21 protein-coding genes are annotated in these 24,271 nt (G+C 58.6%); 10 read left to right on the top strand and 11 right to left on the bottom strand.

The genetic code is table 11. The annotated features are described in order from the left end of the window. Positions 1-306 precede the first annotated feature (306 nt). The 3 genes from CRP02_RS26560 to CRP02_RS26550 all read right to left on the bottom strand — a co-directional run bounded on the left by CRP02_RS26560 (position 307) and on the right by CRP02_RS26550 (position 2,536). Complete coding sequence (locus tag CRP02_RS26560) at positions 307-1,227, bottom strand: DMT family transporter (RefSeq protein ID WP_097172732.1); 921 nt, start codon at positions 1,225-1,227, stop codon at positions 307-309. Between the two features lie 116 nt (positions 1,228-1,343). After that, the gene (locus CRP02_RS26555; protein WP_097172731.1) at positions 1,344-2,225 is read right to left on the bottom strand and encodes a LysR family transcriptional regulator; all 882 of its coding nucleotides are present in this window, start codon (positions 2,223-2,225) and stop codon (positions 1,344-1,346) included. Beyond that, positions 2,222-2,536 carry a putative quinol monooxygenase gene (locus CRP02_RS26550; RefSeq protein WP_179784142.1) on the bottom strand — a complete coding sequence of 105 codons (315 nt, stop codon included), beginning with the start codon at positions 2,534-2,536 and terminating at the stop codon, positions 2,222-2,224. Before CRP02_RS26550 ends, CRP02_RS26555 begins: the two co-directional genes overlap by 4 nt. Before the next feature lie 175 nt (positions 2,537-2,711). On the opposite strand from CRP02_RS26550, the gene CRP02_RS26545 reads away from it, so the two are divergent. The 3 genes from CRP02_RS26545 (at position 2,712) to CRP02_RS26535 (ending at position 6,569) form a co-directional block, all read left to right on the top strand. Beyond that, complete coding sequence (locus CRP02_RS26545; protein ID WP_097172729.1) at positions 2,712-4,208, top strand: CoA-acylating methylmalonate-semialdehyde dehydrogenase; 1,497 nt, start codon at positions 2,712-2,714, stop codon at positions 4,206-4,208. Between the two features lie 230 nt (positions 4,209-4,438). Next, positions 4,439-5,509, top strand: a complete 1,071-nt coding sequence (locus CRP02_RS26540) for a YjgN family protein (RefSeq protein ID WP_097172728.1) — start codon at positions 4,439-4,441, stop codon at positions 5,507-5,509. Further along, entirely contained in the window at positions 5,499-6,569 is a 1,071-nt protein-coding gene (locus tag CRP02_RS26535; RefSeq protein WP_097172727.1) for a M48 family metallopeptidase, read from the top strand. Before CRP02_RS26540 ends, CRP02_RS26535 begins: the two co-directional genes overlap by 11 nt. 39 nt (positions 6,570-6,608) lie before the next feature. On the opposite strand, the gene CRP02_RS26530 is transcribed toward CRP02_RS26535, so the two are convergent. After that, complete coding sequence (locus CRP02_RS26530) at positions 6,609-7,658, bottom strand: Fe(3+) ABC transporter substrate-binding protein (RefSeq protein WP_323455390.1); 1,050 nt, start codon at positions 7,656-7,658, stop codon at positions 6,609-6,611. Positions 7,659-7,831: 173 nt separating this feature from the next. Between CRP02_RS26530 and rirA the strand changes: the two genes are divergently transcribed. The 7 genes from rirA (at position 7,832) to CRP02_RS26495 (ending at position 14,095) form a co-directional block, all read left to right on the top strand. Further along, positions 7,832-8,302, top strand: coding sequence for an iron-responsive transcriptional regulator RirA (gene rirA, locus CRP02_RS26525; RefSeq protein ID WP_003514531.1), 471 nt, complete (start codon positions 7,832-7,834; stop codon positions 8,300-8,302). A gap of 170 nt (positions 8,303-8,472) precedes the next feature. Beyond that, a complete protein-coding gene (locus CRP02_RS26520) occupies positions 8,473-9,519 on the top strand; it encodes an AbrB family transcriptional regulator (RefSeq protein ID WP_003514529.1) in 1,047 nt (348 codons plus the stop codon). 141 nt (positions 9,520-9,660) lie between these two features. Beyond that, on the top strand, positions 9,661-10,572 hold the full coding sequence (locus CRP02_RS26515; protein WP_097172726.1) for an ABC transporter substrate-binding protein: 912 nt from the start codon (positions 9,661-9,663) through the stop codon (positions 10,570-10,572). Positions 10,573-10,659: 87 nt separating this feature from the next. Next, a complete protein-coding gene (locus tag CRP02_RS26510) occupies positions 10,660-11,826 on the top strand; it encodes an ABC transporter permease (RefSeq protein ID WP_179784141.1) in 1,167 nt (388 codons plus the stop codon). Beyond that, positions 11,823-12,761 carry an ABC transporter ATP-binding protein gene (locus CRP02_RS26505; protein ID WP_097172725.1) on the top strand — a complete coding sequence of 313 codons (939 nt, stop codon included), beginning with the start codon at positions 11,823-11,825 and terminating at the stop codon, positions 12,759-12,761. Before CRP02_RS26510 ends, CRP02_RS26505 begins: the two co-directional genes overlap by 4 nt. Further along, complete coding sequence (locus CRP02_RS26500) at positions 12,758-13,498, top strand: ABC transporter permease (RefSeq protein ID WP_097172724.1); 741 nt, start codon at positions 12,758-12,760, stop codon at positions 13,496-13,498. Before CRP02_RS26505 ends, CRP02_RS26500 begins: the two co-directional genes overlap by 4 nt. Before the next feature lie 108 nt (positions 13,499-13,606). Then, complete coding sequence (locus tag CRP02_RS26495; RefSeq protein ID WP_174002304.1) at positions 13,607-14,095, top strand: gluconokinase; 489 nt, start codon at positions 13,607-13,609, stop codon at positions 14,093-14,095. Here the strand turns inward: CRP02_RS26495 and CRP02_RS26490 are convergent. The 7 genes from CRP02_RS26490 to CRP02_RS26460 form a co-directional block, all read right to left on the bottom strand. Beyond that, positions 14,092-15,393: an NAD(P)/FAD-dependent oxidoreductase gene (locus CRP02_RS26490; RefSeq protein WP_179784140.1), complete on the bottom strand. Its 1,302-nt coding sequence runs from the start codon at positions 15,391-15,393 to the stop codon at positions 14,092-14,094. The genes CRP02_RS26495 and CRP02_RS26490 overlap by 4 nt on opposite strands. A 1-nt stretch (position 15,394) precedes the next feature. Further along, positions 15,395-16,756, bottom strand: a complete 1,362-nt coding sequence (locus tag CRP02_RS26485; protein WP_003514517.1) for a glutamine synthetase family protein — start codon at positions 16,754-16,756, stop codon at positions 15,395-15,397. Between the two features lie 235 nt (positions 16,757-16,991). Next, on the bottom strand, positions 16,992-18,239 hold the full coding sequence (locus CRP02_RS26480) for an NAD(P)/FAD-dependent oxidoreductase (protein WP_097172722.1): 1,248 nt from the start codon (positions 18,237-18,239) through the stop codon (positions 16,992-16,994). A 102-nt stretch (positions 18,240-18,341) separates the two neighbouring features. Then, a complete protein-coding gene (locus CRP02_RS26475) occupies positions 18,342-19,982 on the bottom strand; it encodes an ABC transporter ATP-binding protein (RefSeq protein WP_034501848.1) in 1,641 nt (546 codons plus the stop codon). A gap of 5 nt (positions 19,983-19,987) precedes the next feature. After that, positions 19,988-21,133: an ABC transporter permease gene (locus tag CRP02_RS26470; protein ID WP_097172721.1), complete on the bottom strand. Its 1,146-nt coding sequence runs from the start codon at positions 21,131-21,133 to the stop codon at positions 19,988-19,990. Next, a complete protein-coding gene (locus CRP02_RS26465) occupies positions 21,133-22,227 on the bottom strand; it encodes a microcin C ABC transporter permease YejB (RefSeq protein WP_003514512.1) in 1,095 nt (364 codons plus the stop codon). The genes CRP02_RS26470 and CRP02_RS26465 overlap by 1 nt, the downstream gene beginning before the upstream one ends. Before the next feature lie 142 nt (positions 22,228-22,369). Continuing rightward, entirely contained in the window at positions 22,370-24,214 is a 1,845-nt protein-coding gene (locus CRP02_RS26460) for an extracellular solute-binding protein (protein ID WP_097172720.1), read from the bottom strand. Between the last annotated feature and the right edge of the window lie 57 nt (positions 24,215-24,271).

Raw genomic sequence — 24,271 nt, 5'->3', positions numbered from 1 at the left:
TCCGGTTACCTCCGGTAACGAGAGCGATTGCGGAACGACGCAGGACGTCGGGCCGCACGCAGAAAGCACGCGCGCGAAGCACATTCAGGTTTTTCATAGTTTTTAATCCGCCGGCCAATTTTTGCAGGCGGTACCGACATCACGAGAGCGCCGTAAAACTCTCGCCAGAGGGGCCCGGCACCTTTGTTTCCTCTGCCCTTGCGAGACATATGATCGCAGGACCTTCTCTTACTCCCCGAAGATCACCTCTTCGTCAAGTCCCGTGATGATTTCGGCGGCAACATCACGGGTAAACAGAGGAAATTTCTAGTCCGCAGCCAGTATATCCACCTTTTCGCGACGGCGTTTGAGCGTATTTTCACGGAAGAAAATATAAAGGCCGGAAAGAACGATCAGGCCCGCACCGACGACGATACTGGTCTGCGGCACATCCCCGAAGAACAGCCAGCCAAAGACCACCGCCCAGAGCAGCAATGTGTATTGCAGCGGCGCGACGGTCGCGGCGTCCGCGAGCTTCAGAGCGCGGTTGACCAGCACATGCGCCGCCATGGCGACCACGCCGAGCAGGCCGAGGAACGCGAGATCGAAACCGGACTGGACCGGCAACCAGCCCGACGGCGTGACGAACACCGCAACGAGGCCCGCAAGCCCCGCACCGATGATCTGCCAGAAAGCGAGCACCGTATCGGGCGTGTTGCGCAGCTGGCGTCCGGACAACATCATGAAGGCGAAGGCGGCGCTGCCGAGAATGGAAAACAGTGCGGCCGAGGTGAGGCTTGCCGAGCTTGGCTGCAAGGCAATGAGAACACCGACGAAACCAATGGCGATGGCCGTCCAGCGACGCCAGCCGACCTTTTCTCCCAGGAGAAACGGCGATAGAGCCGCCACATAAATGGGGGCGGCGAGCCAATAGGTCATCACGTCTGCCAGCGGCAGGGCAGCGACTGCGAAATAGAAACAGAAAAGCTCGGCGGTGGAGAAGAATACGCGCGCCACCTGAAGAGACGGTCGCTCGATTTTCATGAGGCCGGAAAGACCTCCTTTCCACACGATCGGAACCAGAATGACAAGGGCAGCGACGCTGCGGATGAGGATCACCTGCCCCTGGCTGTAGGTCGAAACCAGCCATTTCCCCATGGCGTCGTTCAACGCGAAAAGCAGCATTCCAAGCAGCATGACGGCCACGCCGAGGCCAGTCGGCGAAAGCTTTCGTAATATATTCGGCATGTCAGGTTCCGTTCTCTCCCAATGGCTGCATTGGTCGTTCAGCCAGCCCTCCTTTGTCAAGCCCGGAGCGGGAGGACTCGCGTATTAATAGTACTAATAAATCGGCAATTTCGATGTCACGCGAACATGCGCCTCTCTTCGGCAACGAGTTCCTGGAGAAAATCGACCACCGTGCGCACGCGGACCAACTGACGGGCGGATTCGTGATAGGCCGTCCAATAGGATCGGCTTATGCCCATATGCGGCATGATCCGCAGAAGTTCGGGATATTGTCCGGCAATGTAATTGTGCAGGATGCCGATGCCGGCGCCCGAGCGCACCGCCTCGGTCTGACCGGTGGCGCTGGAGATTTCAAAGGCGGCGTCCCAGTCGCGCATGATCTCGCCGGTATAGTTCAGGGAAGGCGAGAAGATCAGATCCTCGACGTAGCCGATGCGCCGATGGCGCTTGAGTGTTTCCACATCCGCCGGCGTTCCGTATTCGGAGAGATAGGACTTCGATGCGTAAAGCCCCAGCGAATAGTCGGTGAGCTTGGAAAACATCAGCCTACCCTGTTCCGGCCGCTCTATGGTGATGGCGATATCGGCCTCGCGCTGTGACAGGGAAAAGGAGCGCGGCACCGGCACGAGCTGGATTTTCAGGTCGGGATAACGCGCGGTCAGCCGGCCAAGCCGTGGCGCAAGAAAAGAAACCCCGAGACCATCGGGCGCGCCGATGCGCACCGTTCCCGCCACTGCCGTATCGACGCGACCGAGATTTGCCTGCGCATTCAGCATTTCGGTTTCCATGCGCTCGGCGGCGCCCAAAAACAGCTGACCTTCTTCGGTCAGTTCGCAACCGTTCGTCCGGCGGATAAATAATTGGGTTTTCAGTGCCTGCTCCAGCGACGTCAATCGCCGCGAAAGCGTTGCGTGGTTAAGTCCGAGCCGTTTCGATGCGGCGAGGATCTGCCCGGAGCGGGCAACGGCGAGGAAGATGCGGACGTCATCCCAATTCATGGTTTGCTGCGCAGCATTACGGGTTCGACGTCAAGCAAGGTCAGCGACGTCACCATTCCTGCCACGCCCTCTTTGTATTTCAGGAAATGCGGTGTTTGCAGATGCGCTTCATATGCCGCCCGGTCCGCGTAGACTTCGAGGATGCGAATCTTTTCCGGGCTGCCTTTGATTGCCACCGCATTTAATGCAAGCACACCAATTTCCAGGCTGACCGAAGCTTCGATCTCTTCTGCAAGCAGTCTGCGATAGGCATCCAGCTGGGTTGGATCGATTTCGATTTCAGCCATCCGCACAACCGGTTCATCGCTCATCAAGCTTCTGACCTTCTGTTGACCGGCGAACGTGTCGGTGTCGGAAATCCGCCGCCACCCTCAAAATGCTCGCCTTGCTTCAATTTACGCACAACGGTTTCTTATCTGAGTTCATTGATTTGTACAAATTCAAGTGCAATGCTGCACCCATCAAAAAATCGCGGAGGAAAGCCCCATGAGGGAAATCGGTCATTTCATCAACGGCAAGCATGTGTCCGGCACCAGTGGCCGCACGTCTAACGTCTACAACCCGGCAACCGGCGAAGTGCAGGCGACTGTCGCGCTTGCCAGCGACGCCGAGCTGCGCGCTGCCGTGGAAAGCGCAAAAGCGGCACAGCCGAAGTGGGCCGCCACCAACCCGCAGCGCCGCGCCCGCGTTTTCTTCAAGTTCGTCGAACTTCTGAACCGTGACATGAATGAGCTGGCGGTGCTGCTCTCCAGCGAGCACGGAAAGACCGTTGAAGATTCCAAGGGCGATATCGTGCGCGGCCTCGAAGTCTGCGAATTCGTCTGCGGCATTCCGCATCTGCAGAAGGGTGAGTTCACCGAGGGCGCAGGTCCCGCTATCGACATGTATTCGATCCGCCAGCCGGTCGGCATCGGTGCGGGCATCACGCCGTTCAACTTCCCCGGCATGATCCCGATGTGGATGTTTGCGCCGGCAATCGCCTGCGGCAACGCCTTTATCCTCAAGCCTTCCGAGCGCGATCCGTCCCTGCCGATCCGCCTTGCCGAACTGATGATCGAGGCAGGTCTTCCGGCCGGCATCCTCAACGTCGTCAATGGTGACAAGGCCGCTGTCGACGCCATCCTGACCGATCCGGATATTGGCGCGGTTTCCTTCGTCGGTTCCACGCCGATTGCCCGCTACGTCTACGGCACCGCCGCCATGAACGGCAAGCGTGCGCAGTGCTTCGGCGGCGCGAAGAACCACATGATCATCATGCCGGATGCCGATCTGGACCAGGCCGTGAACGCCCTGATGGGCGCCGGTTACGGTTCGGCCGGCGAACGCTGCATGGCTGTTTCCGTTGCGGTTCCGGTTGGCGAGGAAACGGCCAACCGTCTCGTTGAAAAGCTCATCCCGCAGATCGAAGCGCTGAAGATTGGCCCCTACACCGACGACAAGGCCGATATGGGCCCGCTCGTTACCAAGGAAGCGCAGGCGCGCGTCAGGGGACTGATCGACAGCGGTGTCGAGCAGGGAGCGAAACTGCTGGTCGACGGCCGCGACTTCAAGCTCCAGGGTTATGAAGACGGCTATTTCGTCGGTGGCTGCCTGTTCGACCACGTCACCCCTGACATGGACATCTACAAGACGGAAATCTTCGGACCGGTTCTCTCCGTCGTTCGCGCCAAGAACTACGAAGACGCGCTGGAACTGCCGATGAAGCACGAATACGGCAACGGTGTTGCGATCTACACCCGCGACGGCGATGCTGCGCGTGACTTCGCCAGCCGCATCAATATCGGCATGATCGGCATCAACGTTCCGATCCCGGTTCCGCTCGCCTACCATTCCTTCGGCGGCTGGAAGGCTTCCAGCTTCGGCGATCTCAACCAGCACGGCACGGATTCGATCAAGTTCTGGACGAAGACCAAGACGATCACCTCGCGCTGGCCGTCCGGCATCAAGTCGGGTGCAGAATTCGTCATGCCGACGATGAAATAAACTGGAGCAACCCGCGATCTTACAAAAAGCCCCGCTGTTTTCACAGCGGGGCTTTTTTGGTTAAAAAGATAACCAAAAATATCAAGTTTTCTTCTGTCAAAATAATTCCACTTAAAGCTGTTATCGCGTAAGAGTCCGCTGCGGCGTGGGGACGCTGCCAAACCGACGAATAACGGGGAAGCTTGCAAACTCAATCTGCCCGGAGAGGGGCATGCCATGAGGGACTATTTATGAGTGACATCTCTGTCAACGCGGATCAGCGCGCGATCGAACGTGGCTCTTTCAGCGGAAATGCCAAGGAGTATTTCGGCATCTGGATCGTCAATATTCTACTGACGATCATAACGATCGGCATTTACTCCGCCTGGGCGAAGGTACGCCGCAAGCGTTATTTCAACGGCAATACCGTACTCGCCGGCCGCGCTTTCGGCTATCACGCCACCGGCGGACAAATCTTCAAAGGTCGCCTGATCGCCTTTGCCTTCATCGTCATCTCGCAACTTGTCGGCCTCATCCACCCGTTCCTGGTTTTCGTGCCGGCGATCCTGCTTCTGATCTTCTTTCCCTGGCTCATTACACGCAGCATCAGATTCAATGCGCGGGTGACGAGCTATCGTAACGTGCGTTTTGATTTTGTCGGTACGGCCGGTGGCGCTTTCGTCTCCATTCTGCTCGGCGGCCTCGTTGCGCTCTTTTCCTTCGGCATTCTGGCGCCTCTGGCCAGCCGCTGGGCGAACCGCTACATTTTCAGCAACCTGCATTATGGCGATCGTCCGTTCACCGCCGATCCGAAGATCGGCGCGCTGTACCGGGTCTGGATCATTCCCGCCATCATGGTCGTGATCGGCAGCATCTTGGTCGGCTTTTTCGGCATTGCCGCCTTTGCCGCCAACAGCGCGATGCTTGAAGATGAGACGGCTGCCATGGTAATCGCGCTTGCCTCCCTCTATATCGGCCTTTTTGGCGCATTTCTGGTCTATGGTCTTGCCGGCGTGGTCTATCGCACTGGCGTGCGCAACGTCGTCATCTCGTCCATGCTGCTTGATGGAAAGCACGAATTGCGCAGCGACCTTCATCGGGGCCGATATCTGTGGATCGTCATTTCCAACCTGATCGTCACCGTTTTCACCTTTGGCCTGATGCGGCCGTGGGCGGCGGTACGTGAAGCGCGCTACACCGTCGAGCGTACGGCAATCCGTTTCAACGGCGATGTGGGCGAGGTTCTCTCATCGATGGAGGCGACGGGCGCTGCCGTCAGCGCCGAATATATGGATATGGAAGGTTTCGAATTTGGTTTCTGATACCGGAGAAACTGTTTCGGGCGAGTGGCATGCCGCTCGCTCAAACCTTTCGAATGCCGCCAGGTTAAAGCTTGGCGGCACAGTCCTTCTCGTGCTCGACGCAAAGGACAACCATGTCAGAACGCAGGCCGAGATAAAAACTGTCGAGATCAGCCATCGGGTCGGGGCCATTCCCCGCGAGCTGCATTTTCCTGACGGCTCTCTGTTCGAATCACGCGACAATGACGGCGTGGACCGGCTGCTCGGCAGGCACATCACGAGACGTGCCGGCTTTGTTCATTGGCTGGAACAATTTCGCCCGCGGCTGGTCGGCATCACGGCGGCGGCCGTTCTTCTGGCCTACGGCACCTACAAGCTGGCGCTTCCGGCGCTGGTGGAAGTGGCGGTTGCCGTGACCCCGCCGATCGTGCCGCAGGTCATGTCGGCCAGCACGCTGCAAGCCTTCGACAAAACGGTGTTTTCTGCAAGCACCCTGCCACAGGCGGAACAGGACGCGATCCGTTCGGACTTCGCCAGAATAGTCGCCCATGCGGAGGTCCCGCCCGAAGACTACAAGCTGAATTTTCGTAGTGGCGGTTACATCGGTCCCAACGCTTTCGCGCTTCCGGACGGGACGCTCGTGCTGACCGACGAGCTGGTGGAGCTGGCTGGCGACGACCGGCAGATGATCATCGGCGTTCTCGCGCATGAAATCGGCCATGTCGAATATGAACACAGCCTGCGGCAACTCTACCGCGCCGCCGGGGTCGCCGGTCTCGTCATGCTGATTGCCGGCGATGTAGGTTCGGCCATGGAAGACATTCTCACCCAGGGTGGCGGTCTTCTGGCGTTGTCGCATTCGCGTGATGCCGAACGTCAGGCCGACCAGCGCTCCGTGGAACTGATGCGCAAGGCCGGGCTGGATCCCACCGCAATCGAACGTTTCTTTGCACTGCTTGAGGACAAGCTGGGCGACAAGGGCGGTACCAGCATCGTGTCCACCCATCCCGGAACGCCGGAAAGGCGCAAGGCGATCATCGACTACAACGCGTTTCTGGACGAAAAACCGGCGGGTAATTGATCCGCCGGTAGCCTGTCCCTCAACCGATCGGAAGCGACATCAGTTGGTCGGGCCGTCGTTGAAACCCACTTCGTCCACCAGCTCGGATGCCTGTTTGCGGTGGGCGGCAATATCCGTCAGTGGCAGCTTGTCCGGATTGATGGGGCCGAAGCCCTTCACGACATCGGAAGGCTCCGCGCCGGGCAGCACCGGGTATTCGAAGACCTGCTTGGCATAGATTTCCTGCGCCTCGCGCGATGCCAGGAATTCCATCAGCTTCAGCGCATTGTCCCTGTTCGGTGCGTATTTCGTCAGGGCCATGCCGGAAATATTCACATGCGTTCCTCGGTCGCCAGCATTGGGAAAGATCACCCGCACCGATCCCGCCCAAACCTTTTCCTCCGGCTCGCGGTCGTTGGTCAGCATCAGGCCGACATAATAGGTATTGCCGAGCGCGATATCGCATTCGCCGGAAAAGATCGATTTGGCCTGGCTGCGGTCTGTTCCATCAGGCTTGCGCGCAAGATTGTTCTTAAGGCCGGTCAGCCATGTCCGGGTATAATCGACACCATGATGGGCGATCATCGAGGCGATCAGCGCGATATTGTAGGAATGCTGACCGTCGCGAATGCAGATCTTGCCCTTCCATTTCGGATCGGCAAGCTCTTCATAGGTGATGTCTTTCTGGGTGACCCGCTCCTTCGAGGCATAGACCACGCGGCCACGCGTCGTCAGGCCGAACCACTCGCCTTGCGGATCGCGCAGATTGGCCGGGATACCCTTTTCAATGACGGGATCGTTCAGCACCGGCTGTGTGACGCCGCCTTCTTTCGCCTCGACAAGCCGGGCGATATCGACCGTCAACAGCACGTCGGCCGGCGAATTGACGCCTTCTGCCTGAATGCGCTCCACCAGACCCTTGTCGAGGAAGAGAACGTTGGCCTCTATGCCCGTTTCTTTCGTGAAGGCATCGAGCAGCGGCTGGATCAACTCGGGCTGCCGGTAGGAGTAGACGTTCACCTCGCCGTCCGCAAAAGCAGCGGGCGCGGCCGAGAGGATCGTCAGACCCGAAAAAACGGCAGCGGAAAAACACGATTTCAAGCTTGCCATTGAGAATGCCTCCATTACATTCAGATTCTTGACTTGTTTGTTCATGAATCATCAAAGCGGTCAACAAGGCTGTCCGAGAAATATCGGATGGCTGCCAGTTTTTTCAGTTTCTGGAATTGTTCTAAACTGAAAAAGAGACTATATAACTCCACATTGAGAGTTAGGAGACCAGCATGCGTTTGACCAAACAGACCAACTATGCCGTTCGCATGTTGATGTATTGCGCCGCAAATGAAGGCAAGTTGAGCCGCATTCCGGAGATCGCCAGGGCTTATGGCGTATCTGAGCTGTTCCTTTTCAAAATTCTTCAACCGCTCAACAAGGCCGGTCTGGTGGAAACCGTGCGCGGCCGTAACGGCGGCGTGCGTCTTGGCAAACCCGCTGAGAAAATCAGCCTGTTTGACGTGGTGAAGGTGACCGAAGACAGCTTTGCCATGGCGGAATGCTTCGAAGACGGTGCCGTCGAATGTCCGCTTGTGGACAGCTGCGGCCTCAACTCGGCGCTTCGCAAGGCGCTCAATGCCTTCTTCGATGTGCTGGCGGAATATTCCATCGACGATCTCGTCAAGGCGCGGCCGCAGATCAATTTCCTGCTCGGCATCGACACGGAAATGCCGAAGATTGCCGCCTTGCCGGCCGCCTGATCATCCCATTGCCCAAGCGGCAATTGCGCTAGCCCGTGTCCACAGGTCACGGGCTTTTCTTTTATAGAATACTCCGGAAATGCAATATTTTTGGTTGCGCGTGTTGACGCCAGGAGACGAAGCGGCGCATTTGGTCGCGAGCTTTTTTGAAGCAATCAGCCAGCGTCGCAATGATCATCAAGCCTGAATTCCATACATTTGCACTTACCGCGCTCGTCGGCAGCATGGGTGCGCTGCTTGCCAGTCTCCTTAACGTTCCAGCGCCGTTTCTGTCCGGTCCGGCGCTCGCCGTGACGATTACGGGACTGGCGGGCGTGAAGCTTGGGATTCCCGCCTTCATCCGCAATGCCTGTTTCGTCGTGGTCGGCATTTCGATGGGAACGAGCGTAACGCCGTCGGTGATCGATGCCGCGAAGACATGGCCACTGAGCTTCGTCATCGTGCTCGTTGCAGTCGTCATCATGCTGTATGTCGCCTATTGGATCCTGCATTACGGCTTCGGATACGACAGGACGACGGCGATGCTGGGCGCTTCGCCCGGGCACCTCAGCTATATCATCAGCCTCGGCGCCGAGACGAAAAGCGACCTTGCGACCGTCAGCATCGTGCAAAGCGTGCGAGTGCTGGCGCTGACGCTTTCCGTGCCGCTGATCGTTGAATATTTTGATCTCGTCAGCACGGAACCGCTCATCGCCAATCCGCCGATGGGCCTGTTCACACTGGCCCTGACCATTGGTGCGTCGCTTGCGATGGGATGGCTGTTCCTTCGCTGGAGATTTCCCGCAGCCCTGCTGCTGGGCGGCGTCGCCGTTTCCATCGGCACCCATATTACCGGCCTTACCGAGGGCGGTGTTCCGAGCTGGCTCAGCCTGCCGGTCTATGTGCTGATCGGCTGTCTCATCGGCACGCGCTTTTCGAATGTGTCGCTGATGGATGTGCGAAAAGGCTTTCTGGCGGGTTTCGTCGTCACCATCGCCGTGATGGTTATCGCCGGAAGTATCGCCTGGATGATTTCCAACATTACAGGCGTTCCGCTCAATGCCGTCATGATCGCCTATTCGCCGGGCGGCCTTGAAACCATGGCGGCCATGGCCGTGATGATGCACGCCGATACCGCCTATGTCGGCTCACATCACGTTCTCAGACTTCTGTTCCTGTCGGTTCTCATGCCGCTCGTCATGGGCAAGGATGCACGCAAGCGGGACGGCGAAATCTAAGCCGGGCCAGCGCCCTCGCCATTCAGGTAAAAAACGCCAATGGCGTTGCAACCATTTGTTCCTCTGGCCGTTCTTTTTTCTCCGCAATTGCGGCGGCGATTTTTCGCGTGTTCGACAGGCTGACCCACCGGAGGACTATTCATGAACCGCTTGATGATGTTGACAGGCGCCGGATTTGCGCTTGCCCTTTCTGTTTCCTTCGCTCAGGCGCAGGTGGTGGTGTCGTCTAAGATCGACACGGAGGGCGGCGTTCTCGGCAACATCATCCTTGCCGTGCTGAACAAGAACAATATCGAGACGACGGATCGCATCCAGCTCGGCGCTACCCCGGTCGTCAGAAAAGCGATCACTGCGGGCGAGATCGACATTTATCCGGAATACACAGGCAACGCCGCCTTCTTCTTCTCCAAGGCGGACGATCCGCTCTGGAAAGATGCCGCCAAGGCTTACCAGGAAGCCAAGACACTCGACTATGACGCCAACAAGATCGTCTGGCTGACACCATCGCCCGCAAACAACACCTGGGCGATTGCGCTGCGCAAGGATGTTGCCGACAAGAACAATCTGAAGACGCTTTCGGATTTCGGCAAATACATTGCCGGTGGCGGTGAGGTGGTTCTTGCCGCCTCCTCGGAATTCGTCAATTCCGCAGCCGCCCTGCCGGCATTTCAGACCACCTACGGCTTCACCATGAAACCGGATCAGCTGATCACGCTTTCCGGTGGCGATACGGCGGCCACTATCGCTGCCGCCGCAAATCAGACGAACAATGCCAATGCGGCCATGGTCTATGGCACCGATGGTGGCATCGCGCCGTCCGGTCTTGTCGTACTTGAGGACGACAAGCACGTTCAACCCGTCTACCAGCCCGCGCCGATCATTCGCGAGGAAGTTCTGAAAAAGAACCCCAATATCGAGGCATTGCTGAAACCCGTTTTCGAAAAGCTGGATCTGGCAACCTTGCAGGAGCTGAACGCCCGCGTGCAGGTGGGTGGCGAACAGGCCAAGGCAGTTGCGACCGACTTCCTGACGAAGAACGGTTTCATCAAGTAATTGCCAGAGAACCGTTGGGACGGGATATCGGAAACCATGTGAGGTTTTCACCATCCCGTCCGAACCTATGATCCGGGGGAGCGGAATTTGACGAAATGGCCTGACAAGGTAGGCGTGCTGATTTCGTGCCTGCTTCTCTACGCGCTTTTCGCGGCCCCCTTCATGACATTCCGAGCCAACCGGATCATTCAGGGTGAAACGCGAACGATCTTCGAAGCGCTTCCGGTTGCTGCTGCTACCCTCCTCGTCGCCATCATTGTTGTCACCGCCTTCATCGCCTTTTTCCGGTTTCCGGCGCGCCTGAAACTCGCCGCTGCGCTGGTCGGTCTCGCGGCGCTGGCGATCTTCGTCGGGCAGGCGGCGTCTGCGCTGACACCTAAGGGCAACAGTTTTGCCCGCGTTTCGCCCGCCAGCGGTTTCTGGTTGATGTTTGCAGGGCTTGCATTGCTCGCCACCGATTGCATTGCACGTCTCCAGCCGAAACCCACTTTGCGGATTTTGCTGTTGCTGGTGGCAACCGGGACGCTTGCGGCGGTCCTGACAAGCGGCCTCTGGGACGATCTCTCCATCATCAAGGAATATACCGGCCGGGCAGATATCTTCTGGACCGAAGCACTGCGGCATGTGGAACTTGCCATCGGCTCGCTGGTTGCGGCCACCCTCGCCGGTATCCCGCTCGGCATTCTCTGTTACAAGGTCGAGCGATTGCGCTCCGGTGTACTGAACGCTCTCAATATCGTCCAGACCATTCCCTCCATCGCGCTTTTCGGCCTTTTGATCGCGCCACTCGGATGGATGGCAGCCAATGTGCCGGGTGCGGCGAAGATCGGCATCGCCGGCATCGGCATGGCGCCTGCCTTCGTGGCGCTGTTTCTCTATTCGCTGCTGCCCGTCGTCTCCAATACGGTGGTCGGCCTGTCCGGCGTTTCGCAGGCAGTGCGGGAAGCCGCGCGCGGGCTTGGCATGACGCCACTGCAAAGACTGCTGCGGGTGGAGTTTCCGCTCGCCATGCCCGTCATCCTCACCGGCATCCGTATCGTGCTGGTGCAGAATATCGGTCTTGCGACCATCGCAGCGCTGATCGGCGGCGGCGGATTTGGCGTTTTCGTGTTTCAGGGCATAGGGCAGACCGCGATGGACCTCGTACTGCTCGGCACCGTGCCGACCGTTCTGCTCGGCTTCGCCGCCGCGATTACGCTCGACGCCCTTATCGACAGCAATCTCTTCAGCGCAGGCGGAAGGCAAAAGGCATGATCGAGATCGACACCATTACGAAACGATATGGCGATACGGTCGTGGTCGACCAGGTCTCCCTGACTGTGGCGCCGCGCACCGTCACCGTCATCGTCGGCACTTCCGGGTCGGGAAAAACCACGCTGCTGCGCATGATAAACCGGCTGGTGGAGCCGACCTCCGGCACTATCCGCATCGACGGAGACGATGTGAGCACCATGCCGGGCTACAAGCTGCGCCGTCAGATCGGCTATGCCATTCAGGGCCATGGGCTGTTTCCGCATCGCACCGTGGCGGAGAATATCGCGACCGTGCCCCAGCTGATCGGCTGGGACCGCAAACGAATCGATGCGAAAATCGACGCGCTGATGCAGCTCTTCCAGCTGGACCCGGCGCTTTATGCCAACCGCTTTCCGCATGAGCTTTCAGGCGGCCAGCAACAGCGTGTCGGCGTGGCGCGTGCGCTTGCGGCCGAGCCGAACATTCTCCTGATGGACGAACCTTTCGGTGCTCTGGACCCGGTTATCCGCGCCAAGTCCCAGAACGATCTTCTCGATATTCAGAAGAAGCTCGGCGTCACCATCGTTCTTGTCACGCACGATATGGACGAGGCCTTTCACCTGGCGGACCGCATTGCCGTCATGGACAAGGGCCGTATCGTTCAGGACTGCCCGCCGGCCGAGCTGGTGCTGAAACCGGCAACGAATTTCGTCCGCACCATGATCGGAGAAAACGAGCGCGCCCTGAAACTGCTATCCGTCCTGTCGGTTGCAGACGTCGTGGAGCCGGGAAGCGCTGAAGGCGAACCTTTGAATGAACATACCAGCCAGCGCGACGCCCTGTCTGCAATGTTGTGGGCGGGCTGCGATACCTTGCCGGTGCTGAAAGACGATGGCAAACCCGCAGGTATCGTGCGGCGCGATGTTCTCCTCCAGCGGGCTGCCGGAACCCCATGAAAAATGCCGCTTCGTTTTTCGCCCCCGGGCTTCTGGTGCTGGCGCTGATCGCCTTTCTCGCGGCGCCGCAGGTTTTCGCACCGATATTCCGCCCTCTTGTGCAGACCAATGCGCCGGCGATCTACACGCAGGCCAATCTGCTTTCCCTGACACTGTCGCATCTGACCGTTGTCGCAATCGCAACGGGGCTGGCCACGCTGGTGGCGGGGGCCCTTGCGGTTCTCGTCACTCGCCCTTTCGGCGCGGATTTTCTGCCGCTATCGCGCAGCATCGTCAATATCGGCCAGACCTTTCCGCCGGTGGCGGTGCTGGCGCTTGCCGTGCCGATGATCGGTTTTGGCGAGAAACCGACGCTCATCGCACTGTTTCTCTATGCGCTTTTACCGGTTTTCGAAAATACGCTGACAGGGCTGACCACGCTGCAACCAACCGTCATGGATGCCGCAAAGGGCGCCGGCATGACCGATTGGCAACGGCTCGTCAAAGTGGAGCTGCCACTTGCCCTTCCGGCGATCCTCGCAGGCATCAGGCTTTCGGCGGTGATCAGCCTTTCAACAGCAACCATCGGTTCCACGGTCGCAGCCCGCACGCTCGGAGAGGTGATCATCGCCGGCCTGCAATCCAACAATCTCGCCTTCATCCTTCAGGGCGGATTGATCGTTGCTGTGCTGGCAATCCTGATCCACGCCGGCTTTTCTGCACTGGAAAAGGCAGCGGCCCGCAAAACCGGGCACTGACAAATGCAAGCTCCTCATTTTTATGTTCCCGACATCCGCCGCGCATGTTAGGGGCTGACCGTCGAAACAGAAACATTCGAGGTTCGGGTGACAAAGGCAATCGTCGTGATGGGAGTGAGCGGCTCTGGCAAGTCCACGGTCGCAGAGGAACTGGCGGAAAAACTGGGCATTGCCTTTATTGAGGGCGACAAGCTTCACCCGAAATCCAATGTCGAGAAAATGTCAGAGGGCATTCCGCTGACCGATGAAGATCGCTGGCCCTGGCTCGATCTGATTGGCGCAGAACTGCGCAAGGGAAACGAAAATAACGGTGTCGTCGTTTCCTGCTCGGCGCTGAAGAAAATCTACCGCGACCGCCTTCGCGAGGCTACCGGCGGCCCGCTCGCTTTCGTCTATCTCGACGGCAGCCTGGAACTTCTCAGCAGGCGCATGGGCGAACGCAAGGGCCACTTCATGCCGCTCTCGCTGCTCCAGACCCAGCTTGCCACGCTGGAAGTGCCGACCGGCGAACCCGGCGTCGTAACCGTCAGCATCGACGCCACGCCGGAGGAAATTACCGCAAACGCACTTTCGGGCCTGAAAGCGGTGGCTTTTTAAAATCCGAGCCTGTCGCGCAGGCCGTACCACCATGCACCAAGCACGGTCAGCGGCACGCGGAACGTCTTACCGCCCGGGAACGGATAATTCGGCAGGGAACTCCAGACATCGAAACGCTCGGCGTGGCCTGCAACGGCCTCGCCCAATATCTTGCCGAGCAGATGCGTGGTGGTGACACCGTGGCCGCTGTCGCCATGCGAAAAATAGACATTGTCCGACAGTTTGCCCATATGCGGGATGCGCGTCAGCGTCAGCGCGAAATTGCCGCTCCAGGCGAAATCGATCTTCGTCTTTTCCAGTTGCGGGAAAGTCTTCAGCATGTTCGGACGGATCACCCCGGTCAGATCCGCCGGATCGCTGCCGCCATAACCGATACCACCGCCATAAAGCAGGCGGTTGTCGGAGGTGCGGCGATAATAATCGAGAATATAATTGGCATCCTCGACGCAATAATTGGCTGGCAGGAGTTCCTCGATCAGATCGGCCTCAAGCGGCTCTGTCGCCATGACCTGGCTTGAGACAGGCATCATCCGGTCGCCGATTTCCGGCAGCAGCTTGCCGAGATAGGCGTTGCCGCAGACGAGAACATATTTCGCCTTCACGCTGCCCGTCGCCGTGCGCACGACAGGGTTTACGCCCTGCTCCAGCGAAATGACCCGCGAATTTTCGAATATGCGCGCACCGAGACTTTCGGCCGCCGCCGCTTCCCCCTGCACCAGATTGAGCGGATGGATGTGGCCGCCGAAACGGTCGATCATGCCGCCGGCATAACGATCGGTCCGCACGTATTTTCCGACATCGGCTTTGGAGACCATATCAAGCCCGCCATGGCCGTGTTTTTCCCAATGGGCCTTGTGGGCCTCCATCTCGCGAATCTGTTTCGTCGTGAAGGCCGCAAAGAAACCGCCATCGACGAGATCGCAATCGATAGCGTATTTCGCAATGCGGCTGCGGATGATCGCCCCGCCTTCCAGCGACATTTCGCCGAGTTTCACCGCCTTGTCGTGGCCATAACGACTGGCGATTGTTTCAAGGTCGCGGCTATAGCCATTGACGATCTGGCCGCCATTGCGCCCCGAGGCGCCGAAGCCGATCCGCACGCCTTCCAGCACGATAACGGAATAGCCGCGTTCGGAAAGTTCGAGTGCTGCGGAAATGCCGGTAAACCCGCCACCGATGACGCAGACATCCGCTTCCATTGCGCCTTCAAGCGTGGGCCGCACGGATTTGACATTGGCGGAGGCCGCATACCAGGAGGATGTGTGGCCGGGATTGGGAATAGTCGTCACCTCAGCCATCTCACACCGTTCTGATATAGGCGTCATATTCGACGTCGGTTACGCGCAGGGAAAATTCGGAAAGTTCCTGCTGTTTGCAGGCGGAAAACAGCGTGCGATAACGCTGGCCGAGCGTCGCATAGGCGAAACTCGAACGCGTGAAGCGCTGCAATGCATAGTCCCAGTTGGTGGGCAGAGGTTCGTGATTGATAGCGTGGCTGTCCCCGGAAATCGCGCCGCCCGGCTGGCGTTTTTCCTTCATGCCGGCAAGGGCAGCACTCAGGATCATCGCCACAACAAGATAGGGATTGGTATCGGCGCCTGCGACACGATGTTCGATGCGGGTTGCGGCCTTGCTGGCAGTGATAACGCGCACCGCCGCCGAGCGGTTGTCTATGCCCCAGGAGGCATAGGTGGGCGCATGTTCGCTGGGCGTCAGGCGGCGATAGGAATTGGCATGGGGAGCGAAGATCGCCATGCTCTCCCCCATGTTTTCCAGAAGGCCGCCGACCGAATGCATCAGCGCGTCCGATGGGCCGTTTTCCCCGGCGTAGATATTCCTGCCGTCACTATCGAGAACGGAAAAATGCACATGCATGCCATTGCCGGCCTGCAACCCGTAGGGCTTCGCCATGAAGGTGGCGTCGAGATCGTGCCGCCGCGCCACACCCTTGACGATACGTTTCAGGAAGACAGCGAAATCGGCGGCCCGCAACGCGTCCGGCACGTGATTGAGGTTGATTTCATATTGGCCGGGGCCGTTTTCCCGCAGCGTCGTATCGGCAAGAACACCCTGCGCCCTGCATGCGGTGGCGATATCATGGAAGACATCCTCGAAATCCTGCAATTCGGAAATCGACAGAACCTGTGTCTGGCCGGTATGCCACCGGCCTTCGCGGCTGTGCGGCGGACGCACCGGATCGAGCGCAGAGCGAACCGGGTCGATCAGGTAAAATTCGAGTTCGGTTGCCACGACCGGCGTGAGGCCGGCCTTTTTGTAGGCTTCCAGCACCCGTGCCAGAACATTGCGCGGATCGCCATAAAACCCGGTTCCATCCGGATTTTTCATCGCGAGCAGGACTTGCGCGGTCGGCCGGCCAAGCCATGTCACCCGAGACAGCGTGCCGGGGACAGGAAAGCAGAACCCGTCCGGATCGCCCGTCCCTTCGGCGAGGCCTGCGGCATGCACATCGCGGCCCCAGATATCCAGCGCATAGACCGAGCGTGGGATCGCCATTCCCTTTTCAAGAACGTCAATCGCCCTTTCGCGCGGAATCCATTTGCCGCGCGGCACGCCGTTCGCGTCTATGACAAAGGCTTCGAGAATTTCGATATCAGGGTTATCGTCGAAAAATTTCTTTGCTTTTTCAATATCATCCATCATGCACCAGCAGGCCGTTTCTCTTCTGTTTCGCGCGCAGAAGCGCTTCGCTAACGAAAATCGTCCTGCTGTTGATAGATGAGAAACCTCGCCGTCATGATGACGCTTGCCCCTTTTCCCTTTGGATAAGCTCATGTTACGTGGCCCGCCGCGGGAAGGCCAGCGGATTCGGCCATCAGAGCGGGATGGCGGAAAGTGTGCACGGTTTTCGCCAGAGATGACTTCAGTTCATCAGGATCTAGGGATTAAACCTTTCGGGTCGATAGGCATCGATGGCGATGACCGGCGTTTCTCCCAGCATGGTTTCCGCCAGCACACGGCCGGTGATGGGCCCGAGTGTCAGGCCGTGATGGGCGTGACCGAACGAGAACCACAATGTCCTATGGCGCGGCGCCTTGCCGATGATCGGCATCATATCCGGTGTGCAAGGACGCGCGCCCATCCAGGGTTCCGCATCCAGCCTGCCGCCCAGAGGAAAGACGGTGCGGGCCACCCGTTCCGCCCGCTCGATCTGTACAGGAGATTTCGGCGCATCGCGTTCGGCAAATTCCGCGCCGGTCGTCAGGCGGATGCCCTTTCGCATTGGCGCGAGGAAATAACCGCGCTCGGCGTCGATCAGCCAGTTGTTGAGCTTGGTGCCCTCCTGCGGCGCATAGTGCATGTGATAGCCGCGTTTGACGCCGAGCGGGAAGCGGTAACCCAGCCGTTCCGTCACCGTATCCGCCCAGGGGCCTAGTGCGACAACGGCATGTTCGGCCTCCACCGCCCCGGTTTCGGTGCGTACCGTCCAACCACTTGTCGTCTGGCTGAGCGTCGATGCATCACCCCGGACAAAGGTTCCGCCAAGGCTCTCGAACAGTTTGACATAGGCGAGCGTCAGCGCATGTGGATCGCGCACCGACCATGGATCGTTCCATTTCAAACCGCCGACGAAATCCCGACTGAGATGCGGCTCCGCCGCGGCGAGTTCCGCCCCATCGAGTTTCGTGTGGGAGATGCCGTGGTCGCGCGCCAGTCGTTCCGCGAAAGCAAAGTCTGCATCCCGCCTTTCGGCGGTCCTGTAGGCCTCCATCCAACCGTTTTTCACGATTAGATCGCCGGCCTTGGCTTCATCGATAAGGATGCTGTGTTCGGAGACCGAATGCTCGATCAGTGGCGCGTAGGCGCGCGTAATTGCTGCGTGGCGCGTGGCCGCAGAATTATACCAGTAGCGGCCAAGAAAAGGCGCGATCCTGGGTAGGGCCGAGAGATGATAACGGGCATCGATGCTGTTGTTCAGGGAATAGCGGAGAAGCCGGCTAACTTCCTGCGGGAAGGCGTAGGGAACGACACCCTCTCTCTGGATCAGTCCGGCATTGCCGAAGGAGGTTTCCTCACCCGGTCCCCGCCGGTCCACCAGCACCACCGATTTGCCCCTGCGGGCCAGTTGCAAAGCGACGGAGACCCCGATGATCCCCGCCCCCAAAACGATCACATCCGCTGCCATGGCATTCAATCCGTTTGCGTATCTCGTCCCCGCAACATGGGTCGGCATTTTGCGCAAAGCAACAGAAAAATCATCGTCTTAATAGAAACAGCAATGCGCCTGTTACTGGCTCACCGCTTTGGTTTCGACTGCCTCGATATTGAAAGCAGCAGCCAGCAGGGCCTTGGTATATTCCTGTTGCGGATCAGCGAATATCTCCGCTGCCGGGCCGCTCTCCACCACCTTGCCGTTGCGCATGACGATTACGTCGTTGGCAAGCGCTTTAACTACCTTCAGGTCGTGGCTGATGAAGAGATAGGCGAGTTCGTGGCGGGCCTGAAGATCGCGCAAGAGATCGACCACCTGTGCCTGCACGCTCATGTCGAGCGCCGATGTGGGCTCGTCCAACATGACGAAACGCGGCTTCAACACCATGGCGCGGGCAATGGCTATACGCTGACGCTGGCCACCGGAAAACTCATGCGGATAGCGCCAGCGCGTCGCCGGGTCGAGGCCGACTTCTTCCAGCGCCTGGGCGACACGGGTATCCCGCTCATCGGCGGAAAGTTGCCGCTCATGTACCTTCAGACCCTCGGCGACGATTTCGCCCACCGACATGCGTGGGCTGAGCGAACCGTAAGGATCCTGAAACACCACCTGAAGCCGATTTCTGAGCGGCTTCATCATTTCATAGGAATAGCTGTCGATCGACTGACCGATGAAACTGATACGCCCCTCAGACGCGATCAGACGCGAGAGGGCGAGACCGAGTGTCGTTTTGCCGGAGCCGGATTCGCCCACGACGCCAACCGTCTGTCCGGCGCGCAGGGTAATATCGATACCGTCAACCGCCTTCACGTGGTCGACCACCTTGCGCATCAGCCCCGCCTTGATCGGGAACCAGACCTTTATGTCGTCGCCCTGCATGACGACAGGTTTGCTGGCATCGGAAAGGGGCGGCTCGCCCTTGGGTTCGGCAGCCAGAAGATGGCGGGTATAGGCATGCTGCGGATCGGTAAACACCTGCTCCACCGTGCCGGTCTCGACGATCTTTCCCTTGGTCATCACGCAAACACGATCGGCAAACTTACGGACAATGCCGAGATCGTGGGTGATGAACAGCATGGACATGCCGTGCCGGTTTTTGAGGTCGCTCAGCAGTTCAAGGATCTGCGCCTGAACGGTTACATCGAGTGCGGTCGTGGGTTCATCGGCGATCAGCAGTTTCGGCCGGTTGGCAAGCGCCATGGCGATCATCACGCGCTGCCGCTGGCCGCCGGACAATTCATGCGGATAGGCCTTCAGGCGCTTTTCCGGCTCGCGGATTCCCACCTGCAATAACAGTTCCAGCGTGCGCGCCCGCGCTTCAGCGCCGGTGATTGCCTGATGCAGCTCCAGAATCTCGCCGATCTGCCGCTCGATGGTGTGGAGCGGGTTGAGCGAGGTCATCGGCTCCTGGAAAATCATGGTGATGTCGTTGCCGCGAACAGCGCGCAACGCGCGTTCCGGCAGGGTCAGCATATCCTTCCCGTCGAACAGGATTTTGCCCGAAGGATGGCTCGCCGCCGGATAGGGCAGCAATTTGAGAATGGAGTTCGCCGTGACCGATTTGCCGGAGCCGGATTCCCCGACTAGGGCGACAACTTCGCCCGGCATCAGGTCGAAGGAGACATGATCTACGGCGATGCTGGTGGCGCCACCCTGATGAAAGGCAACGGAGAGATCACGGACGGAGAGAAGCGGCTGGGTCTTTGTTTCCATCATGGCGATCACCGGAACGTCTTGCGTGGGTCGAAGGCGTCTCGCACAGCCTCGCCGACAAAGATCAGCAGCGACAGCATGATGGACATGGTAAAGAAGGCCGTGAGGCCAAGCCAGGGCGCCTGAAGATTGTTCTTGCCCTGCGCGATCATCTCGCCCAGCGACGGCGATCCCGGCGGCATGCCGAAGCCGAGGAAATCGAGCGAGGTCAAAGTGGTGATCGAGCCGGAGAGGATGAACGGCAGGAAGGTCAGTGTTGCCACCATGGCGTTTGGCAGGAGATGCCGGAACATGATTGTCCAGTTGCCGACGCCAAGGGCGCGGGCGGCGCGGACATATTCGAAGTTTCTGGCACGCAGGAATTCCGCCCGCACGATGCCTACGAAGCCGACCCATGAAAACAGCAGCATGATGCCAAGCAGCACGAAGAAACCCGGCGGCAGAATAGCCGCGATGATCAGCAGGATGTAAAGCACTGGCATGGATGACCAGATTTCAATGAAACGCTGCAACAGCAGGTCCGTCCAGCCGCCGAAATAACCCTGGATGGCGCCGGCAGTCACCCCAACGAGGGCGGAAGCGATCGTCAGCGTCAGGCCGAAAAGCACGGAAATACGGAAGCCATAGATCATCCGCGCCGTGACGTCGCGTGCCTGATTGTCGGTTCCGAGCCAATTGAGATTGCCGAGCGTACAGCCGGGATCGGCATTACCCTGCGGATAGGCAGAGCAACGGTCCTTTTCATCCATCAGCCAGAAGGGTGCCGTGGGCGCGGAATGCGGAATGTTGGAATTGACCGTCTGATAGGAATAACGGATCGGCGGCCAGATCATCCAGCCATTGGCGTTGATCTCGTCCTGAATGAAGGAGGATTTGTAGTCAGTCTGGGCAAGGAACCCGCCAAACTTTTCCTCCGGATAATCGACCATGACCGGCACCAGAAATTCGCCCTTGTAGGAAGCGAAAATGGGTTTGTCATTGGCGATGAATTCCGCAATCAGGCTCAGGAAAAACAGGATCAGGAACAGCCAGAAGGACCAGTAACCGCGCCGGTTTGCCTTGAAATTCTGCCAGCGGCGCTTGGTGGTTGGTGAAAACCACGGGCGCTTCGGCTTTACCAACGTTTCCGTTGCGGCGGTATGGGAAAGCGTCATCACACGTCCCTCCGCTCGAAATCGATGCGCGGATCGATCCATGTGTAGATAAGGTCGGATAGGAGGCTGACCACGAGGCCCATCAGCGAAAAGATGAAGAGCGTGCCGAACACGATCGGGTAGTCGCGATTGACGACCGAGAGATAACCGAGGCGGCCTAGGCCATCCAGCGAGAAGATATTCTCGATCAGCAGCGAGCCGGTGAAGAATGCCGAGATGAAGGCGCCCGGAAAACCGGCGATCACGATCAGCATCGCATTGCGGAAGACGTGACCATAAAGAACCTTGCGTTCGCTGAGGCCCTTGGCGCGGGCGGTCACGACATATTGCTTCTTGATCTCGTCGATGAAGGAATTCTTCGTCAGAAGCGTCGTCGTCGCGAAAGCCGAAAGCGACAGCGCGATCAGCGGCAGGGTCAGGTGCCAGAAATAGTCGATAATCTTCTGCCACCAGTTCAGCTGGTCAAAATTGTCCGATACCAGACCGCGCAGCGGGAACCAGTCGAAGAACGATCCGCCGGCGAAAAGCACGATGAGAAGAATGCCGAACAGGAAGCTCGGAACGGCATAACCGATGATGATGATGCCTGATGTCCAGATATCAAAGGTCGAGCCGTCGGAAACGGCTTTCTTGATGCCGAGTGGAATGGAGATCATGTAGGAGATGATCAGGATCCAGAAGCCGAGCGACATCGAGACCGGTAGCTTGTCGATGATAAGATCGATGACCGAGGAATTGCGGAAGAAGCTGTCGCCGAAATCGAAGCGTATGTAATTCCACATCATTTCGAGAAAACGGGTGAGCGGCGGCTTGTCGAAACCGAACTGTTTCTCAAGCTTGGCGATCAGCTCCGGATCAAGGCCCTGCGCACCGCGATATTTCGAGCCGCTTTCATCGAAACCGCCGGACTGGCCCATAAGATCGCCGCCGCCGGAGAGGCGGTCGGAGGCGCTGTCGCCCTGCCCAGTCAGTTGCGCGACGACCTGTTCCACCGGCCCGCCCGGCGCGAACTGGATGACAAGAAACGAAATGCCCATAATGCCGATAATGGTCGGGATCATCAGCGCCAGACGTCTGAGAATATAGGCGCCCATCAGCCTTTGCTCCCGGCCGATACGTCAGCGGTTTTCGTTTCTGTCAAACCCGGTCCTTTCCTGAAAGCGCTGCCTTGCGCGATCCAAGCGATTCGTCTCGCCCTATGTGAATCAAGCCTTCGGCGCGAAAGCAAGCGCGGCGTCAGTTCGCGGCCTGGCTGGACCACCATGCTTCCGGAAAACCGACGCCGTATTGCGGCAGGTTTTCCGGACGGATGAGCGTGTTCCAGTAAGCGATGAACATCTCGCCGCGATAAAATTGCGGTATGACGTAGCTGTTTGCCAGAAGCACCCGGTCAAGCGCCCGCGCGGCGGCCACCTGCTCATCCCGGTTGGGCGCAAATATGACCTTCCTGACCAAAGCGTCGACGGCGGGGTTCTTGATGCCGGCGAGATTGTTGGAGCCCTGCCGGTCGGCCGCCGCCGAACCCCAGAAATCCGCCTGTTCGTTTCCAGGATTTGCCGACGTCGCCCAGAGCTTGACGGCCACGTCGAAATCGAAGCTGCGGGTACGGTTGGTATATTGCGAGGCATCGACGGTGCGGATGGTCGCGTTGACGCCGATCTTCTTCAGGTTCTGGACATAGGGCAGGATGGTTCTTTCCATGCCGGAGGAATCGATCAGAAACTCCATATCCAGCGGCTGCCCGCTCGCCGCGTTGACCATGCGGTTGCCGCGCAACTCATAACCGGCCTCCTTCATCAGCTTGACCGCCTCGCGCAGATTGTCACGCTGTTTGGCGGGTTCACCCGCGACGGGATTGCTATATTCGGTGGTGAAGACCTCCGGCGGAACCTGATCCTTCAACTCCTGAAGAATTTCAAGTTCACGACCGGTCGGCAGCCCGGAAGAGGCGAGCTCGCTGCCCATGAAAAAGCTGTTGATGCGCTGAAACTGACCGTAAGCCAGCGTCCTGTTCAGCTCTTCGAAGTCGAAAGCATAGTTAAGCGCCTTGCGCAGTTTCGGGTTCTGGAACTTCTCCCGCCGCATGTTCGGCACGAAGGCCTGCATGATGCCGACGGAGCGGTAGATATTCGGCAATTCCTCCTTTCTGACGCGGCCATCCTTGACGGCCGGAAAATCATAACCAGTGACCCAGCGGCTGGAAGAAGCTTCCTGCCGGAAATCGACTGTGCCTGATTTGAAAGCCTGGAACTCGACGTCCTGATCGGCAAAGAAGGTATAGGCGATTGTTTTGAAATTGTGCTGGCCGACATTCACATTGATGTCCTTGCCCCAATAGTCGTCACGTCGCTCATAGGTGATCGTCGATCCGGGAGACAGCGACGCTATTCTATACGGGCCAGACCCCATCACCGGCTCCAGCGTGCCACGCGATATGTCGCGCGGCTTGCCATCCGGACCAACGCCCTCCCACCAGTGTTTGGGAACAATCAGCAACTGCCCGACGATCTGCGGCAATTCGCGATTGTTCTTTTCATCGAAGGTGAAGGTGATGTCCCTTTCACCCGTCACCTCAGCCTTGGTGACATGGGTGTAATAGGTCGCAAGCTGCGGGCTGAGATCTTTGGCTTTTTCAAAGCTGAAGACGACATCTTCCGGCGTCACCGGCTTGCCGTCGGCCCATTTTGCTTCCGCGCGCAGCCGGAAGGTGGCTTTGGAGATATCGTCGGGATAGGTCACGCCCTCGGCCAGGAGGCCGTAGGAGGCCGAGAGTTCCTCTTCCGTCGATTTCATCAGAGTGTCGAAAACCAGCGAAAGACCTGTGGCCGCCTCACCCTTGGCGAGCAGCGGATTGAGCGTGTCGAAGGTTCCCGACGTCGACAGGCGTAGCGTGCCGCCTTTTGGCGCCTTGGTGTTCACATAGTCAAAATGATCAAACCCGTCGGGATGCTTCAATTCCCCGACCGTCGAGATTCCCTTTCGCCACACCTCCGCAGACTGTGCGGAGGCGGCCGCCGGCATCAGCATGGCGGAGGCCGCAAGAGCGACGAGAAGCCGGGATTTCAGCGGTGCCAATTTCATTCGGGACGTTCCCTGTTTTCGTGTTTGTAGAAGAGAGCATAAAACAAACATTGGCAA

The sequence above is a fragment of the Rhizobium sp. AN5 genome (genome assembly GCF_900215255.1).
In the GTDB taxonomy this organism is placed as follows: domain Bacteria; phylum Pseudomonadota; class Alphaproteobacteria; order Rhizobiales; family Rhizobiaceae; genus Agrobacterium; species Agrobacterium tumefaciens.
This window is presented reverse-complemented; position numbering and strand designations above follow the sequence as displayed.